Source organism: Microbacterium rhizophilum (genome assembly GCF_039605615.1).
GTDB classification, from domain to species: domain Bacteria; phylum Actinomycetota; class Actinomycetes; order Actinomycetales; family Microbacteriaceae; genus Microbacterium; species Microbacterium rhizophilus.
In genome coordinates, this window is the sequence record NZ_JBCNUN010000002.1 from 190,839 (window position 1) to 205,764 (window position 14,926).

Here is a 14,926-nt window from a genome sequence, read left to right on the forward strand (position 1 = left end):
GCGCGGGCCCGGCGCTCACGCCAGCGCCAGCACGGCCCGGGCCGCGCGCGCGAGCCGCACGCCGTACGCGCGGCCGTGACCGGCGGCGTGCACCGCGAGCGGATGCAGCTGGTGCACGGCCACGCGCTCGCGCCATCCCTCGCGCAGCGGGCGCTCCGCCGCGTAGCCCGCCAGGATCTCCTCGAGGAACGGTGCGCCGAACAGCGCCAGCATCGCGAGATCGGTCTCGCGATGTCCGCCGTGCGCGGCCGGATCGATCAGCACCACCCCGTCGCGCGAGAACAGCACGTTCCCCGCCCAGAGGTCGCCGTGGATCCGCGCCGGCGCCTCGTCGTCGTCGAACGCGCCGTCCGCGACCGCGGCGCACGCGTCCCGCACGACCCGCGCCTCGTCCGCGGTCAGGCTGCCCGCCGCCACGGCGACGTCGAGGAACGGCAGGACGCGGTCGCGCGCGTAGAACGCGCCCCAGCGCGACTCCCGCGCATAGGGCTGGGACCGCCGTCCGATGAAGCCCGCGCCGTCCCATCCCTCGGGCGGCGAGCCGAACGCCGCGGCGCCCGCGTCGTGGGTGCGCGCCAGGGCGGCGCCGAACGCCCGCGCCGCGGCCGCGGAAGGGCGTCCCTCGCCGATGCGCTCGAGCTCGATCCGCCCGGGGCCGACGTCGATCACGCGCGCGATCCGGGCGCCGTCCTCGGGCTCGGCGAGCCAGCGCAGGCCCGCCGCCTCCGCCTCGAAGAAGCCCTCCGGCGCGCCCGCATCCTGCTTCATCACGGTCTCGGTCACGCCTCCAGTGTCCCGACGATTTCGCCCACAGCGTTCAGCCGCCTGCCGTGTCGGCGGCCTGCCATAGAGTTGACGCACGGCCCTGGTACCCATCCCGGCGGGGCCGCTGGCGCGACGAAAGGCAGTCACCCGTGGACATCCGCATCGGCATCACCAACACCGGCCGCGAGCTCAGCTTCGAGTCGTCGGAGAGCGCCGAGGACGTCAAGACCGCCATCGCCGCCGCGCTCGACAAGGGCGAGAGCCACCTGGCCTTCACCGACGTCAAGGGCAACTCCTACATCGTCCCGACCGCGAACCTGGCGTTCGTCGAGGTCGGCAGCGAGGAGACCCGCCGCGTCGGCTTCGTCGCCTGACGCCGATGTACATCGTCCTGGCCCTCGTGGCGGCGATCGCGTTCGGCGTCGGCGTGCACTTCGCGCTGCCGCGCCGATCGCTGCGCGGCGTCGCGCTCGCGCCGTCGATCGCCGGCGGCATCGCAGCGATCGTCTACGCCGTGTGCACCTGGTCGGGCCTCGGCGAGGCGAACCCGATCACGTGGCTCGTCACGCTGGTCGTGGCTGTCCTGATCTCCTGGGTCGGCACCGACGCGATCAGCCGGGCGCGCGCCGCGCGCGACGCGGCCTCCGCGAGGCGCCTCGGCCTGGTCTGAGACCGGCCGCCGCTCAGAGCGCGCAGTCGCCCGTCGGCACCGGCTCCGTCGCGCCGTCCAGCTGGTCGAGCACGGGCATCAGCTCGGCCGTCGTCATGGCGTAGCCGACGTCGTCCTGCACCTCGTCGCGGGCGAAGACGACTCCCGCCACGGCGCCGTCCGTCGTGAGCAGCGGGCCTCCCGAGTTTCCGGGGTGCACCGCCGCCGCCAACGCGTAGACCTGCCGGGGCGCGGCGGACCCGCCGTGGATGTCCGGGATCGGCGCCGGCCCCACGGCCGCGACCGTCGCGGCGACGCTGCGGAACGGCCCGCCATAGGGGAATCCCTGGATGGCGGCCGGGTCGCCGGGGACGAGGGGCTCCACCACGGGCAGCGCGGGTGCGTCCACATCCACCGCGATCACGGCGAGGTCGTCCACCGGATCGAAGTAGACGATCCGGCCGTCGCGCGCGGGCTCCCCCGGCAGCTCGACGACCGGGGTCTGCATGCCCGCGACGACGTGCGCGTTCGTCACGATGCGGTCCTCGGCCGCGACGAAGCCGGTGCCGCTGAGGCTCCGCGAGCACGCGTCGGCCACGCCCCGGATGCGCGCGACCGACTCGGCGGCCGTCAGCAGCGCCGGCGCGTTCGTGTCGACGTCGACCGCGACGTCGGTGTCCACCGCGCCCAGCAGGCCGTCGATCGTGGGCAGCACGGTGTCGCCGAGGACTGCCGCGTGCAGTCGCGCCATCGCCTCGGACACCGGGGCCGGCGTGATCCGGTCGATCGTCCGCAGCGCGCTCGAGGACGACACCGCCGACGAGACGACCGGGATGCCCGCGCTCGCGATGCCGGATCCGGTGAGCGCGATCGCGAGGGCGGCGGCGACCACGCCGAGCGCTCCGCCGAGCAGCCGCTCGATCACCTTGAGGTGCAGCCGGTCGGCTCCGCGCCGCAGCAGCGACCCGACCACCGAGCCGAGCCCCGCCCCGAGAGCGAGCAGCGCGATGGCGCCGGCGATCACGGCGAACGGGCGCCACGCCGGGTCCGTCACGACGCGGGCGAGCATCGGCAGCACCCACGGCGCCGCGAGCCCGGCCGCGACCAGTCCGCACAGCGCGCCGAGGGCCGAGAACAGCCCCACGCGCAGCCCGACGAGCAGGGCGGCGATCAGCAGCACCACGATCACGATGTCGGCGATGGGCAGCACGCGAGTCCTCCTCTGGCGAGCACATCGCCACCCCACAGGCTATGGCCCGCGTCTGCGCTCCGCCCGTGAGCGCCCGACGGTCGGCCCGGCCGCGCGCAGCGGACCGGTCAGGCGGCCGGCACCTCGACCGCCGCCCCGCGGGCGAGATGCGGGAACGCCAGCAGCACCATGTCGACCAGGCGGCCGAGGGGCCGGGTCAGCGGATCGGTCGCGGGCAGCCCGTGTTCGAGCTCGATGTCGTCGATGGCCTCGCCGATCTCGGCGTCGGTCATGCCCTCGTGGTTCACGGTGATGCCGATCACGCGCGTGTCGGCGAAGGCCTCGATCAGCTTCACCTCGCTGGCGAGGGTCGGCATCGCCACCATCGGGAAGTCGCCGAGCACCGCGCGGCGGGGGGCGTGCTGCACCACGACGCCCGCGGGGCGGCTGCCGCGCAGGATATGGGCGGAGGTGAGGTAGGCGGGATGGCTGAGAGCGCCCTGGCCCTCGACCACGATGACGTCGGGATCGTCTCCCTCGAACGCCGCGACGACCTGGTTCTCCACCTCGCCCGAGCAGAACTGCGGCACGAGCGCGTCGAGCGCGACGCCGTACCTTCCGCCCTGGATGATCATCGTCTGGCCGGTGCCGACCATCACCGCGCGGATGCCGCGGTCGTTGAGTGCCTGGACGAGGAGCGTCGCGGTGGTGCGCTTGCCGATCGCGCCGTCGGTGCCCAGCACGGCGATGCGCGGGCAGGTGACATCGAAGATCCTCCCCGAGAAGAGGTGAAGGTCCTTCGTGTCGCGAGGGCGGCGGATGTCAGTGATCGTCACACCGGCGAAGAGGCTCGCGGCCGCGAACTCTGCGTCGTCCGCCAGGAACTCGTGCAGGCCGTTGATGATGTGCATGCCGCGGGCGATGCCGTCCAGCAGCACCACGCGCTGACCGGCCGAGAGCAGCCCGTCGGCGGGAGCCACGCCGCAGATGAGGTAGTCCGGCACGCGGCCCGCGTGCGCGATCGCCTGCGCGAGATCCGCCAGGATCGGGATGTCGTGGGAGACTCCGTCCAGCAGCATGCCCGCATCGACGCCGGCGTGGCGACTGTCGATCACGCTGAGGATCTCGTACTTCTCGGAGTGGCGGACCAGGCCGTTGGCCGTCTTGCCGTCCTGCTCGCCGAACTGCCCCTCGCAGTACACGATGGCCGTCGCTCCGGAGGGAAGCGCGGCGACCGGTCCCGGAACGACCTCGGGATGCGTCAGGGGTGTGCGGGCGTGGTCGTAGGCGTGCATGGTTCTCCTAGCAGTCACACAGAGCGGGCGACTGAAAACGGAGACCCGGAGGCCGGCCGGCAGACGAGAAGTCTTCCCTGATCGCCGGCGAGGTGCCGGCTGCGCCACCGTAACAGGCGAACATGGGCGCCCGCCGGTCGGGTGGAGCTACGAGGCGAGGCCGAGAGCGTCCATGCGGCGCGCGTGCGCGGCCATGAGAGCGGTGAAGACCGGCTCGACCTTCTTCTCGTCGTCGACGCCGAGGCGCTGCGGGCGCAGGGCGGCGCGCGCGACGAGGAGCGTGTCGCCGACCAGGCGGCGCGCCCACATCGACAGCAGCGAGCGCAGCTCGTCGTCCTCGTCGATCGTGCTGCGGATGAGGTCCACGAGCAGCTCGCGGTCGCTGTCGACGTTCAGGATGCGCGCGACGCGGCGCCCCGTGTCGCCGTAGCTCGCGGCGAGCGAGCGGTAGAAGTCGTCGAGCATGCCGGCCGTGATGTGGACCGACAGCATGGTCTCGCGCGGCCGGGCGCCGATGGTCGCACGGCGGAACGCGTCGAGCTGCTCCTGGAACGGCCCCATGACGTCGGCGGGATCGTCGCCGCGATCCCGGATCACGTCGATGATCGCGCGGTGCTTCACGAGCGCCGCGCCGGCGGCGAGCGACAGCGCCTCCTTCTCGTCCAGCTCGGGAGTGGCGCGGATCAGGCGGGTCAGCGTCTCGAAGTAGCCGAGCTGCAGGTAGGCGGCCTGGCCGAGGAAGGTCTCGACGTCGGGCGCGAGCTCCTCGAAGTCGACGCGCGTCGCGTCGCCCGAGTCGCCGCGGGATCGCAGACGCAGGATGCGCGCGGGCGGGCGCCGGCGCCAGAACCTCCAGTTGACCACGGACTACAGCCTAGGGCGTGGCCGTTTCCGAGCCGGCACAGGGTGCTCCGCTAGGCTGGGGCGGTCCCCGGCGACGGATCGGGGCCGCCGCGCCCGGAGCAGATCGAAGGCGTGGATCGCATTCATCTCCCAGGCGGCGACGGCCGCCGGACAGGCTCGTGCACATCGTGACCACTTTCACCGACCTCGGTGTCGACCAGGACATCGTCGACGCCCTCGCCGCGAAGGGGATCGTCGACGCGTTCCCCATCCAGGAGCAGACCATCCCGCTCGCCCTGCCGGGCCAGGACCTCATCGGACAGGCCAAGACCGGCACGGGCAAGACCTTCGGCTTCGGCATCCCCGTGGTGCAGCGACTCGGCCGGAACCCCGAGCCCGGCGTGAAGGCGCTCATCGTGGTCCCCACGCGCGAGCTCGCCGTGCAGGTGTACGAGGACCTCGACCTGCTCACATCGAACCGCGCGACCAGCGTCGTCGCGATCTACGGCGGCAAGGCCTACGAGGGCCAGATCGACCAGCTCAAGGCCGGCGCCCAGATCGTCGTCGGCACGCCCGGACGCCTGATCGACCTCGCGGGCCAGCGTCTGCTCGACCTCTCGAACGCGACCGAGGTCGTCCTCGACGAGGCCGACAAGATGCTGGATCTCGGCTTCCTCGCCGACATCGAGAAGATCTTCCAGAAGGTCGCACAGGTGCGTCACACGCAGCTGTTCAGCGCCACCATGCCCGGCCCGATCGTGGCGCTCGCGCGCCGGTTCATGACGAACCCCATCCACATCCGGGCCACGGACCCCGACGAGGGCCTCACGCAGGCGAACATCAAGCACATCGTCTACCGCGCGCACTCGCTCGACAAGGACGAGATCATCGCCCGCATCCTGCAGGCCGAGGGCGCCGGCAAGACCGTGATCTTCACGCGCACGAAGCGCGCGGCCCAGCGCCTGGTCGACGAGCTCGGCGACCGCGGCTTCAGCGTGGGCGGGGTGCACGGCGACATGGGCCAGGAGCAGCGTGAGCGCTCGATGGCGGCCTTCAAGGCCGGCAAGGTCCAGGTCCTGGTCGCCACGGATGTCGCGGCGCGCGGCATCGACGTCGACGACATCACGCACGTGATCAACCACACGATCCCTGACGACGACAAGACGTACCTGCACCGCGCCGGGCGCACCGGTCGCGCCGGCAAGACCGGCATCGCGGTGACGTTCGTCGACTGGGACGACCTGCACAAGTGGGCCCTCATCAACCGGGCCCTCGAGTTCGGCCAGCCCGAGCCGACCGAGACCTACTCGTCGAGCCCGCACCTCTACACCGACCTGGACATCCCGGCCGGCACCAAGGGACGCCTGACGACCGCGCCGAAGGCCGAGCGCCCGCGTCCCGAGCGGCGCGAGCCGCGCGCCGGAGCCGAGGGGCGCGAGCGGCCCCGTCGCCGGCGTCCCGCCGAGGAGGTCCCCGCCGATCACGGGGCCGAGCAGCCCGCCGAGGCCGGCGAGGGCTCGGGCACGCACGACGGCGCGGGCAAGGAGCACCACGACGGCAAGCCCGCCGCGGCGCGCCGCCGCCGTCGCCGCCGTCGTTCGTCGGGCCAGACCGCCCAGGGCGCGTGATCCCCTCCCACGCCTGAGAGACCCCCGTTTCGGCGGGGGTCTCTCGTCTCTACGCCGGGTAGACCGGCGAGGTGCCCGTGGCGCGCTCGATGATGCGGGCCACCATGGCGTCGCTCGTGGTGTTCTCGCCCGGGAGGTTCGGCTTGCCGCGGCCGTGGTAGTCGCTGGATCCGGTCACGATCAGGTCGCGCTCCGCCGCGATCCGCCGCAGGATGCGCTTGCCCTCCGCGGTGTTCTCGCGGTGGTCGATCTCGAAGCCGGCGAGCCCCGCGTCGATCAGGGCGTGGAGCACGGGCTCGGGCACCATCCGACTGCGCCCGCGCGTGACGGGGTGCGCCATGACGACGACTCCCCCGGCGGCGGTCACGAGCTCGACCACGCGGAACGGATCCGGCGCGTAGTGCGGCTCGTAGTACCCCTCGCGCGGATGCAGGATGCCGTCGAACGCCTCGCCGCGGTCGCGCACGAGGCCGCGCGCGACGAGCGCATCCGCGATGTGCGGGCGCCCGACCGTGGCGTCCTCGGTCGTCTGCTCGAGCACGTCGTCCCACGTGAGGTCGTAGTCGCGCGCGATGCTGGCGACGATCCGCTCCGCGCGTCCCATCCGGTCGCCGCGGATCCGGTCGGTCTCCGCGCGCAGCGCCGGGTCGTCCGGATCGAACAGGTACGACAGCAGGTGGACGCTGCGCCACTCGTGCTTGGCGGAGAACTCCATGCCCGGCAGCAGCGTCATGCCGAGCGACGTCGCGGCCTCGGCGGCCTCGGCCCATCCGGCCGTCGTGTCGTGATCCGTGAGCGCGACGGTGCGCAGGCCGTGTCGGTGGGCGGCCGCCATCACCTCGGCGGGCGGCTCGGTGCCGTCCGAGCGGGCGGAGTGCAGGTGCAGGTCGCTCGGTCCGATGAACCGCTTGCCCCCGACGTCGCCCACAGGCCGATGGTAGTCCCGATGACCAGGCGCCTCGGTCCCGACGCTCACCCGATACACGCGCCGATTACGCCGGTTTCTCAGCGGAGCGACCTAGTGTCGGAAGAGTGCTGCGCGTGCTCGGAATCCTCGTGACGGTGCTGTTCGCCATCGCGACGGCACTCGTCAGCTGGCCGCAGCTGTTCCGTCTCGAGCAGACCGTGCCGTTGGCCCAGATCGTGTCGATGCGCGGCGTCCTGGTCGTCGCGTTCGCCCTGCTGACGCTGCTGTTCCTGCTGATGGCGCTGGCGCGTCCGATGCGCGCGTTCGCGATGTCGATGGCGCTCGTGGCGGGCCTCGGCGCCATCGTCGGCGGCGTCACGCTCGGCATGCGCGGCTACGGCGACACCCTGCCCCCGGAGACCGAGGACAGCGTCCGCGTGATGACCTGGAACACCGCGGGCGACGCGACCGGGGCGTACCAGATCGCCCAGTCGGCCGTCGCGATGGACGCCGACATCATCGCGCTCCCCGAAACCGCGCAGAGCGTGGGCGAGGACGTCGCGATCGAGATGCGCGAGCTCGGGCGCCCGATGTGGGTGCACCACGTGCAGTACAACGAGGAGGTCGAGCGCGGCCCCCAGTCGTGGGTCACGACCATCCTGATCTCCCCGGATCTCGGCGACTACTCCGTGATCGAGTCCTCGGGCGACGGCTCCAGCAACACCGAGCTGCTGCCGAGCGCGGTCGTGATGCCCGTCGACGGCACCGGCCCCACGGTCGTCGCGGTGCACGCGATCGCGCCGCGCCCGTCGTACATGGACGTGTGGCGTCAGGATCTGCGCTGGATCGCGGATCAGTGCCCGAAGGGCGAGGACGTCATCATCGCCGGCGACTTCAACGCGACGCTCGACCACATGCACCCGCTCGCCGAGGGCGGCGCCGACCTCGGCTACTGCCACGACGCCGCGGCCGCCACGGGCAACGGCGGCGTGGGCACGTGGCCGACCGATGTGCCGTCGCTGCTGTCGGCGCCCATCGATCACGTGATGCACTCGGACGCCTGGCGCGCGACCGGATCCATCGTCCTGACGAACCTCGACGGTGCGGGCAGCGACCACCGCCCGCTCGTCGTGCAGCTCGAGCCCGCGGGCTAGGAGCGCCGGCGCCGGTTCACCAGCAGCAGGATGAGCCGCCAGCCGATCAGGAACACCGCGAGCGTGATGGTCGCGACGATGATGAACGGCACGGCCGCGGTCCCACCGGACGCGACGCGCAGCACCATCCCGATCACGAGCGTCGCGAACCACGCCATGCCGCCGGCGAGGACGCTCGTCGACGGCGTGCGCGTCAGCAGGATCACCGCCCACCCCACGACGAGGCCGACCACGAACGGCCACGCGCTGCCGACGAGACCCTCGAGGAACGGCTCGCCGTGCGTGGTGCGTCCGATCAGCAGGAACACCAGCACCAGCACGAGGTCGATCGCGAAGACGGCGGCGGGATGGAGCGAGCGGGTCTGTGCGGCCATGCACTCAGACTGGCACCCGTTCGGGTGGGAGGATAGGAAGATGAGCGAGCAGACGCAGGCGACCACGGACGAGAAGACCGGCGCGACGAACCGCCGCCAGCCCTATCCCCAGGGCTTCCTCGACACGATCTCGCAGGGCTGGGCCGAGCGCCCCGAGCAGCTGCCGCCGCTGCGCGAGCAGGCGTCGTACGCCGCCGCCCGCCGCGCGGCCGTGTCCGCCGCGTTCCCCGGCAAGCGCCTCGTGGTGCCGGCCGGTCCGCTCAAGCAGCGCAGCAACGACACCGACTACCCGTTCCGCGTGCACTCGGCGTTCGCGCACCTCACGGGGTGGGCGAACGACTCCGAGCCCGTCTCCGTGCTGGTCTTCGATCCCACGGACGGCGGCCACGACATCACGCTGTACTTCCGCGAGCGCGCCGACCGGACCACCGCGGAGTTCTACTCGGACGCCACGATCGGCGAGTTCTGGATCGGCCCCCGCCCCGCCCTGCCCGGCGTGAGCGGCGAGCTCGGCCTGCCGACCGCGCACATCGCGTCCTTCGAGGCGCGCGACGGCGACCTCGTGGTGGACCAGGACGAGGAGCTCACACGCTTCGTCTCCGAGCTGCGGCTGCGCAAGGACGACTTCGAGATCGCGCAGATGCGCCTCGCCGTGCAGGTCACGGCCGACGGCTTCGACGACATCGTCCGGGAGCTGCCGCGCATCGTCGAGCACCCGCGCGGCGAGCGCGTCGTGGAGGGCGTGTTCCACCAGCGTGCGCGCAGCGACGGCAACTGGGAGGGCTACGACACCATCGCCGCCTCCGGCCCGCACGCCTGCTACCTGCACTGGACCCGCAACGACGGCGCCGTGCTGCCGGGCGACCTGATCCTGATCGACGCGGGTGCCGAGATCGACAGCCTCTACACGGCCGACATCACCCGCACGCTGCCCGTGAGCGGCACGTTCACGCCGATCCAGCGGAAGATCTACGAGACCGTGCGCGAGGCGGCCGACGCCGCGTTCGCGGCCGCGAGGCCCGGCATCAGGTTCCGCGCCGTGCACGAGGCCGCCATGGAGGTGCTGGCCCGCCGCACGGCCGAGTGGGGTCTGCTGCCGGTCACGGCCGAGGAGGCCCTCGAGGCCGACAAGGGCGGCCAGCACCGCCGCTACATGGTGCACGGCACGAGCCACCACCTGGGGCTCGACGTGCACGACTGCGCGCAGGCTCGCCGGGAGATGTACTACGACGGCGTGCTGGAGCCCGGCATGGTCTTCACGATCGAGCCCGGCCTGTACTTCCAGATCGACGACGTCACGGTGCCGGAGGAGTACCGCGGCATCGGCGTGCGCATCGAGGACGACATCCTGATGACCGAAGACGGCCCCGTGAACCTGTCGGCGGACATCCCGCGCACGGCCGACGACGTCGAGGCCTGGATCGCGCGCCTGCACGGCTGACCCCGTTGACCGAATCGGCCCGAATTCCGCGCGGAATTCGGGCCGATCGGGTCGACACTCAGCCGATGAAGCGGGACAGGATGGGCGCGAGCTCCGCGCCGATCACGTCCGCGGGGCGCCTGCGCCCCTTCACCTCGAACGAGTGATCGCCGCCCTCGATCCACTCCACCGTCGCGTCCTGGCACGTCGCCACGACGTCGCGGAACTGCTCGAGCGGATGGATGAACGCGTCGCGCGTGCCCTCGACGAACAGCTGCGGCTGCGCGATCGCCGGAAGGTGCCCGGCGCGCGGCTTCTCCGGCTTGCCGGGCGCGTGCAGCGGGTAGCCGAGGTACGCGAGGCCCTCGACCCGGAAGTCGCCCTCTGAGGCCGCCATGGACGCCATCCGGCCGCCGTACGACTTCCCCGCGGCCCACACCGGGGGCCCGGCGGTCGCCGCGTGGGCCACGAGCGCGCGCCACGTCGCGACGGCGTCGGCGGGGCGGCCCGGCATGCGCCGTCCCGCCTCGACATACGGGAAGTTGAACCGGATCACCGTGATCCCGTCGTCCGCGAGCGCGCCCGCGAGCCCCGCGAGGAACGGATGCCGCATGCCGGCGCCCGCCCCATGCGCGAGGACCAGGATCGCCCGCGCGCTCTGAGCGGGGTCGGTCGCGATCGAGACGTCGACGGATCCGCTCGCCAGCGGGACGGTCAGCGCGCTCTCGGTCGCGCTCACGCGCGGTCGGGATCCTTCGGCGACTCCCGTGGGGTGTCCTCACCCGGGCTCTCCTCCGGCGCCTCGGGCGCGGCGCCTTCGGGCGCGGCGGCCTCCGGCGCGGGAGCCACGTGCGGCTCGGGCGCGGCGGCGGGCGCGGCCGGTGCCGCCGGGGCTCCCGGCTCGACGCGCACGCCGTAGCGCGGCGGCTCCTGCGAGACGGGCGGCGCGACCGTGGTCGCGGGCGCGGCCGACGCGGCACGCGCGGGCGCCCCGGCGCCGAGGGTCTGGCGCGCCCTGCCGACGCTGCGCGAGAGCACGGTGACCTCGTAGTGCTCGGCCGAGACCTGCATCACGCTCGCGAAGTCGCGGCGGCGGCGCACCATGGCGTAGGTCACGAGCCGGAGCAGCATGCCGAACGCGATGCCGACCAGCAGGATGCCCGCGAACGTCGCCATCGGCACACCGGGAGTCCAGATGACGACCATCGCGGCGAACAGCAGGCCGAGCAGCACGCCGTTCACGGCCCCCGACCACGCGGCCTGCGCGTACCCGAGCCGACCGGTCACCTTCTCGACCGAGCGCAGCGCCGTGCCGACGATCGCGATGTCAGCGGCGGGCACCTCGGCCGTGATCAGCTTCGACACCGCCTTCTGCGCGGCGTCGTACTCCTTGAAGGTCGCCACGGTCTCGCCGACCTCGAAAGGCCTGTTCATCCCGCTCAGCATGCTCACTTCGGCTCACTCCGTTCGCTCGGTGCATCGCATGAGCGCAATTCTCGCACGCGGGATCCGCGTCCCCTCGGGCCCGCCCGCCCGATCTGAGAACCGGATCGGCGCCCGCCCGGATACGCATCGCGGGCGACTCGGGGGGACGAGGGTGCGGACTACGCTGGGAGCATGAGCACGCAGAGGGTTTTCGCGGCGCGCCTGGCCGGCTGCCCCGTCTTCGACCCCGCGGGCGACCGGCTCGGCAAGGTCCGGGACGTCGTCGTCGTGTTTCGAAGTAAGGCGGCACCCCGCGTGATCGGCCTGGTGTGCGAGATCCCCGGCCGCCGGCAGGTGTTCGTGAACATCGGCCGCGTCACCACGATCTCCTCGGGGCAGGTCATCACGACCGGCCTCATCAACGTGCGCCGCTTCCAGCCGCGCTCCGACGAGGTCCGCGTCCTGGCGGAGGTCGTCGGCCGTCGCGTGCACTTCGTCGACGGATCCGGATCGGCCGTGATCGAGGACGTCGCGATCGAGCCGAACCGGGTCGGCGAGTGGTCGATCGGGCAGCTGTTCCTGCGCAAGCCCAAGACCAGCGCGTCGCCGTTCGCGAAGGGGCCGACGACGTTCGCGACGTGGGGCGAGGTGCGCGAGCAGCACACGCCGGGCGAGTCCCAGTCGGCCGAGGCGCTCGCGGCGAGCTACGCCGAGCTGCGCCCCGCCGACCTCGCCAACACCCTGCTCGACCTCCCCGAGGACCGGATGATCGAGGTCGCCGAGGAGCTCTCCGACGAGCGCCTCGCCGACGCGCTCGAGGAGATGCCCGAGGAGGAGCAGGCGCACATCCTGGAGAAGCTCGGCGACGAGCGCGCCGCCGATGTCCTCGACGCGATGGATCCGGACGATGCGGCCGACCTGCTGGCCGAGCTCGAGCCCGAGCGCTCCGAGGAGCTGCTGCAGCTCATGGAGCCCGAGGAGGCCGAGGACGTCCGCATGCTGCTGCGCTACGGCGCGGACACCGCGGGTGGCCTGATGACGCCCGAGCCGATCATCATGTCGGCCGACGCGACCATCGCGGAGGCGCTCGCGACGATCCGCCGCCACGAGCTGCATCCGGCCCTCGCGGCGAGCGTGTTCGTCACCCTGCCGCCGTACGAGACGCCCACCGGGCGGTTCCTCGGCGCCGTGCACTTCCAGCGCATGCTGCGCTATCCCCCGCACGAGCGGATCGGGGCGATCCTGGACGACACGATCGAACCGGTGCTCGTCACGTCGAGCGCCGCCGAGGTGGCCCGCCACCTTGCGAGCTACGACCTCGTCTCGCTGCCGGTCGTGGACCAGGCCCGGCGCCTCGTGGGGGCGATCAGCGTCGACGACATGCTCGACTACCTGCTGCCCGACGACTGGCGCTCGCAGGACGCGGATGCGCCGCTGCCGCCGGCGCCGCAGACCGGATCGATCCCGACGGTGGGACGCGCGTGATGGCGGCCCGTGACATGTCGCGGCCGGACACCGTGCGCGGGCGCGCGCCCGTGCTGTCGTCGTCGTCGCCGCGCGGCCGCGACCGCTTCGGCCGCGCGACGGAGTGGATCGCCCGCGCGATGGGCACGCCCACGTTCCTCGTGGCGCTCAGCCTGTTCGTCGTGCTGTGGATGGTGTGGAACTCGGTGACGCCCGAGGGCCTGCGCTTCGACTCCGCCGACCTCGGCTTCACGGCGCTCACGCTCGCGCTGTCGCTGCAGGCGTCGTACGCGGCCCCGCTCATCCTGCTCGCGCAGAACCGTCAGGACGACCGCGACCGCGTGCAGATCGAGCAGGATCGCCAGCGCGCCGAGCGCAACCTCGCCGACACCGAGTACCTCGCGCGCGAGATCGTCGCGCTGCGCCTGGCGCTCGGCGACATGCAGGAGCGCGTGGTCAGCCGGGACGTGCTGCGCGACGAGCTCAAGGCGCTGCTCGCGGAGCTCGACTCGCGCGATGCGGAGCGCGACGCCGACGAGAGCGCCGCGCCGGCGCGAGAGGGATCGTGACGCCGGCGGAGCTCGCCGACCGGGTGCGCGACGCCGTCGGACGCGTCTCCGATCCGGAGCTGCGCCGGCCGCTGTCCGAGCTCGACATGGTGCGCGGCGTCGAGGCCGACGGCGCGGACGTGCGCGTGGGCATCGCGCTGACGATCGTGGGATGCCCGGCGGCCGACCGCATCGAGACCGACGTGCGGCGCGCGGCCGAGTCGGTCGACGGGGTCGGCGCCGTCACGATCGATGTCGGCGTGATGACCCCGGCCGAGCGCAAGGCGCTCACGTCGCGGCTGCGCCCGGCCCGCGGCATGCCGTTCGGTCCGGACTCGCTCACGCGCGTGATCGCGGTCACGAGCGGCAAGGGCGGCGTCGGCAAGTCCACCGTCACGGCGAACCTCGCGGTCGCGCTCGCGCGGCGCGGGCTCGCGGTGGGCCTGATCGACGCCGACGTGCACGGATTCTCCATCCCGCCGCTGCTCGGCCTCGCGAAGGGCGGCGAGATCGCGCAGCCCACGCGCGTGGACGAGCTGATGCTTCCGCCCGTCGCGCACGGCGTGAAGGCGATCTCGATCGGCATGTTCCTGCAGGACGACGGGACCGGCTCGGGCGCGCGCACCGGGGCGGTCGCGTGGCGCGGGCCGATGCTGCACCGCACGGTGCAGCAGTTCCTCACGGACGTGTACTTCGGCGACCTGGACGTGCTGCTGCTGGACATGCCGCCCGGCACGGGCGACGTGGCGATCTCGGTGGGGCAGCTTCTCCCCCACGCCGATGTGCTGGTCGTGACCACGCCGCAGGCCGCGGCCTCGGACGTCGCGGTGCGCAGCGGCCTCGTCGCCCGGCAGACCGGGCAGCGCGTGATCGGCGTGGTGGAGAACATGGCCGCCATGACGCTGCCCGACGGCACGGTCATGGACCTGTTCGGCGCGGGCGGCGGCGCGGAGGTCGCGACCGCGCTGTCGCAGGACGGACAGGATGTCCCGGTGCTCGCGTCCATCCCGCTCAGCCCGGCGCTGCGCGCCTCGGGCGACGCCGGCGATCCGATCGTCGTCGCGCATCCGGACGATCCCGCCGCCGCCGAGGTCACCCGCCTCGCCGAGCGCATCGCGTCGCAGCCCCGCCGCCTCGCCGGCCGCCGCCTCCCGTTCGCGCCGGCCCGCTGATCCGCCCACCCTCTCGCCGAGAACACGTCCTCTCAGCGAGCACACGCGAGATCCGCGCCGATCTGGCATGTTCTCGCTGAGAACACGTCCTTT

Annotated in this window: 16 protein-coding genes; 8 read left to right on the top strand and 8 right to left on the bottom strand. The window is 72.8% G+C overall.

All coding sequences use genetic code 11. The annotated features are described in order from the left end of the window. Positions 1 to 15 precede the first annotated feature (15 nt). Positions 16 to 768, bottom strand: a complete 753-nt coding sequence (locus AAD528_RS04840; protein WP_345751253.1) for a fructosamine kinase family protein — start codon at positions 766 to 768, stop codon at positions 16 to 18. A gap of 146 nt (positions 769 to 914) precedes the next feature. On the opposite strand from AAD528_RS04840, the gene AAD528_RS04845 reads away from it, so the two are divergent. Further along, positions 915 to 1,139 (top strand): DUF3107 domain-containing protein, encoded by a 225-nt coding sequence (locus AAD528_RS04845; RefSeq protein WP_345750921.1) that lies wholly within the window; start codon positions 915 to 917, stop codon positions 1,137 to 1,139. Between the two features lie 5 nt (positions 1,140 to 1,144). Continuing rightward, positions 1,145 to 1,435 (top strand): hypothetical protein, encoded by a 291-nt coding sequence (locus AAD528_RS04850; RefSeq protein WP_345750922.1) that lies wholly within the window; start codon positions 1,145 to 1,147, stop codon positions 1,433 to 1,435. Positions 1,436 to 1,448: 13 nt separating this feature from the next. Here the strand turns inward: AAD528_RS04850 and AAD528_RS04855 are convergent, their stop codons facing one another. The 3 genes from AAD528_RS04855 to AAD528_RS04865 all read right to left on the bottom strand — a co-directional run bounded on the left by AAD528_RS04855 (position 1,449) and on the right by AAD528_RS04865 (position 4,762). After that, positions 1,449 to 2,624: a MarP family serine protease gene (locus tag AAD528_RS04855; RefSeq protein ID WP_345750923.1), complete on the bottom strand. Its 1,176-nt coding sequence runs from the start codon at positions 2,622 to 2,624 to the stop codon at positions 1,449 to 1,451. Between the two features lie 107 nt (positions 2,625 to 2,731). Then, positions 2,732 to 3,898, bottom strand: a complete 1,167-nt coding sequence (locus tag AAD528_RS04860; protein ID WP_345750924.1) for an N-acetyltransferase DgcN family protein — start codon at positions 3,896 to 3,898, stop codon at positions 2,732 to 2,734. A gap of 147 nt (positions 3,899 to 4,045) precedes the next feature. Continuing rightward, positions 4,046 to 4,762: a ferritin-like fold-containing protein gene (locus AAD528_RS04865; protein ID WP_345750925.1), complete on the bottom strand. Its 717-nt coding sequence runs from the start codon at positions 4,760 to 4,762 to the stop codon at positions 4,046 to 4,048. A 167-nt stretch (positions 4,763 to 4,929) separates the two neighbouring features. On the opposite strand from AAD528_RS04865, the gene AAD528_RS04870 reads away from it, so the two are divergent. After that, positions 4,930 to 6,369 (top strand): DEAD/DEAH box helicase, encoded by a 1,440-nt coding sequence (locus AAD528_RS04870; protein ID WP_345750926.1) that lies wholly within the window; start codon positions 4,930 to 4,932, stop codon positions 6,367 to 6,369. Positions 6,370 to 6,418: 49 nt separating this feature from the next. On the opposite strand, the gene AAD528_RS04875 is transcribed toward AAD528_RS04870, so the two are convergent. After that, positions 6,419 to 7,297 carry a PHP domain-containing protein gene (locus tag AAD528_RS04875; RefSeq protein WP_345750927.1) on the bottom strand — a complete coding sequence of 293 codons (879 nt, stop codon included), beginning with the start codon at positions 7,295 to 7,297 and terminating at the stop codon, positions 6,419 to 6,421. Positions 7,298 to 7,410: 113 nt separating this feature from the next. Here AAD528_RS04875 and AAD528_RS04880 point away from each other — a divergent pair, with 113 nt between their 5' ends. After that, positions 7,411 to 8,430 carry an endonuclease/exonuclease/phosphatase family protein gene (locus AAD528_RS04880; RefSeq protein ID WP_375339588.1) on the top strand — a complete coding sequence of 340 codons (1,020 nt, stop codon included), beginning with the start codon at positions 7,411 to 7,413 and terminating at the stop codon, positions 8,428 to 8,430. On the opposite strand, the gene AAD528_RS04885 is transcribed toward AAD528_RS04880, so the two are convergent. Continuing rightward, the gene (locus tag AAD528_RS04885) at positions 8,427 to 8,804 is read right to left on the bottom strand and encodes a DUF3054 domain-containing protein (protein WP_345750929.1); all 378 of its coding nucleotides are present in this window, start codon (positions 8,802 to 8,804) and stop codon (positions 8,427 to 8,429) included. The two genes, AAD528_RS04880 and AAD528_RS04885, sit on opposite strands and share 4 nt — an antisense overlap. Before the next feature lie 40 nt (positions 8,805 to 8,844). On the opposite strand from AAD528_RS04885, the gene AAD528_RS04890 reads away from it, so the two are divergent. Next, a complete protein-coding gene (locus AAD528_RS04890) occupies positions 8,845 to 10,245 on the top strand; it encodes an aminopeptidase P family protein (protein ID WP_345750930.1) in 1,401 nt (466 codons plus the stop codon). A gap of 58 nt (positions 10,246 to 10,303) precedes the next feature. On the opposite strand, the gene AAD528_RS04895 is transcribed toward AAD528_RS04890, so the two are convergent. Then, positions 10,304 to 10,963, bottom strand: coding sequence for an alpha/beta hydrolase family protein (locus tag AAD528_RS04895; protein ID WP_345750931.1), 660 nt, complete (start codon positions 10,961 to 10,963; stop codon positions 10,304 to 10,306). Further along, complete coding sequence (locus tag AAD528_RS04900; protein WP_345750932.1) at positions 10,960 to 11,658, bottom strand: YflT domain-containing protein; 699 nt, start codon at positions 11,656 to 11,658, stop codon at positions 10,960 to 10,962. The genes AAD528_RS04895 and AAD528_RS04900 overlap by 4 nt, the downstream gene beginning before the upstream one ends. A gap of 183 nt (positions 11,659 to 11,841) precedes the next feature. On the opposite strand from AAD528_RS04900, the gene AAD528_RS04905 reads away from it, so the two are divergent. From AAD528_RS04905 to AAD528_RS04915, 3 genes are read left to right on the top strand one after another with little or no spacing between them, the layout of a single operon-like run. Next, on the top strand, positions 11,842 to 13,134 hold the full coding sequence (locus tag AAD528_RS04905) for a magnesium transporter MgtE N-terminal domain-containing protein (protein WP_345750933.1): 1,293 nt from the start codon (positions 11,842 to 11,844) through the stop codon (positions 13,132 to 13,134). Then, positions 13,134 to 13,682 (top strand): DUF1003 domain-containing protein, encoded by a 549-nt coding sequence (locus tag AAD528_RS04910; protein ID WP_345750934.1) that lies wholly within the window; start codon positions 13,134 to 13,136, stop codon positions 13,680 to 13,682. Before AAD528_RS04905 ends, AAD528_RS04910 begins: the two co-directional genes overlap by 1 nt. After that, complete coding sequence (locus tag AAD528_RS04915; protein WP_345750935.1) at positions 13,679 to 14,833, top strand: Mrp/NBP35 family ATP-binding protein; 1,155 nt, start codon at positions 13,679 to 13,681, stop codon at positions 14,831 to 14,833. Before AAD528_RS04910 ends, AAD528_RS04915 begins: the two co-directional genes overlap by 4 nt. Positions 14,834 to 14,926: the final 93 nt, after the last annotated feature.

What these genes read in the sequence shown, in the direction of transcription:
- AAD528_RS04860 (WP_345750924.1), bottom strand. Translation starts at nt 3,898, where the DNA reads ATGCACGCCTACGACCACGCCCGCACACCCCTGACGCATCCCGAGGTC.
- AAD528_RS04885 (WP_345750929.1), bottom strand. Translation starts at nt 8,804, where the DNA reads ATGGCCGCACAGACCCGCTCGCTCCATCCCGCCGCCGTCTTCGCGATC.
- AAD528_RS04890 (WP_345750930.1), top strand. Translation starts at nt 8,845, where the DNA reads ATGAGCGAGCAGACGCAGGCGACCACGGACGAGAAGACCGGCGCGACG.
- AAD528_RS04905 (WP_345750933.1), top strand. Translation starts at nt 11,842, where the DNA reads ATGAGCACGCAGAGGGTTTTCGCGGCGCGCCTGGCCGGCTGCCCCGTC.
- AAD528_RS04900 (WP_345750932.1), bottom strand. Translation starts at nt 11,658, where the DNA reads ATGAACAGGCCTTTCGAGGTCGGCGAGACCGTGGCGACCTTCAAGGAG.
- AAD528_RS04850 (WP_345750922.1), top strand. Translation starts at nt 1,145, where the DNA reads ATGTACATCGTCCTGGCCCTCGTGGCGGCGATCGCGTTCGGCGTCGGC.
- AAD528_RS04840 (WP_345751253.1), bottom strand. Translation starts at nt 768, where the DNA reads ATGAAGCAGGATGCGGGCGCGCCGGAGGGCTTCTTCGAGGCGGAGGCG.
- AAD528_RS04910 (WP_345750934.1), top strand. Translation starts at nt 13,134, where the DNA reads ATGGCGGCCCGTGACATGTCGCGGCCGGACACCGTGCGCGGGCGCGCG.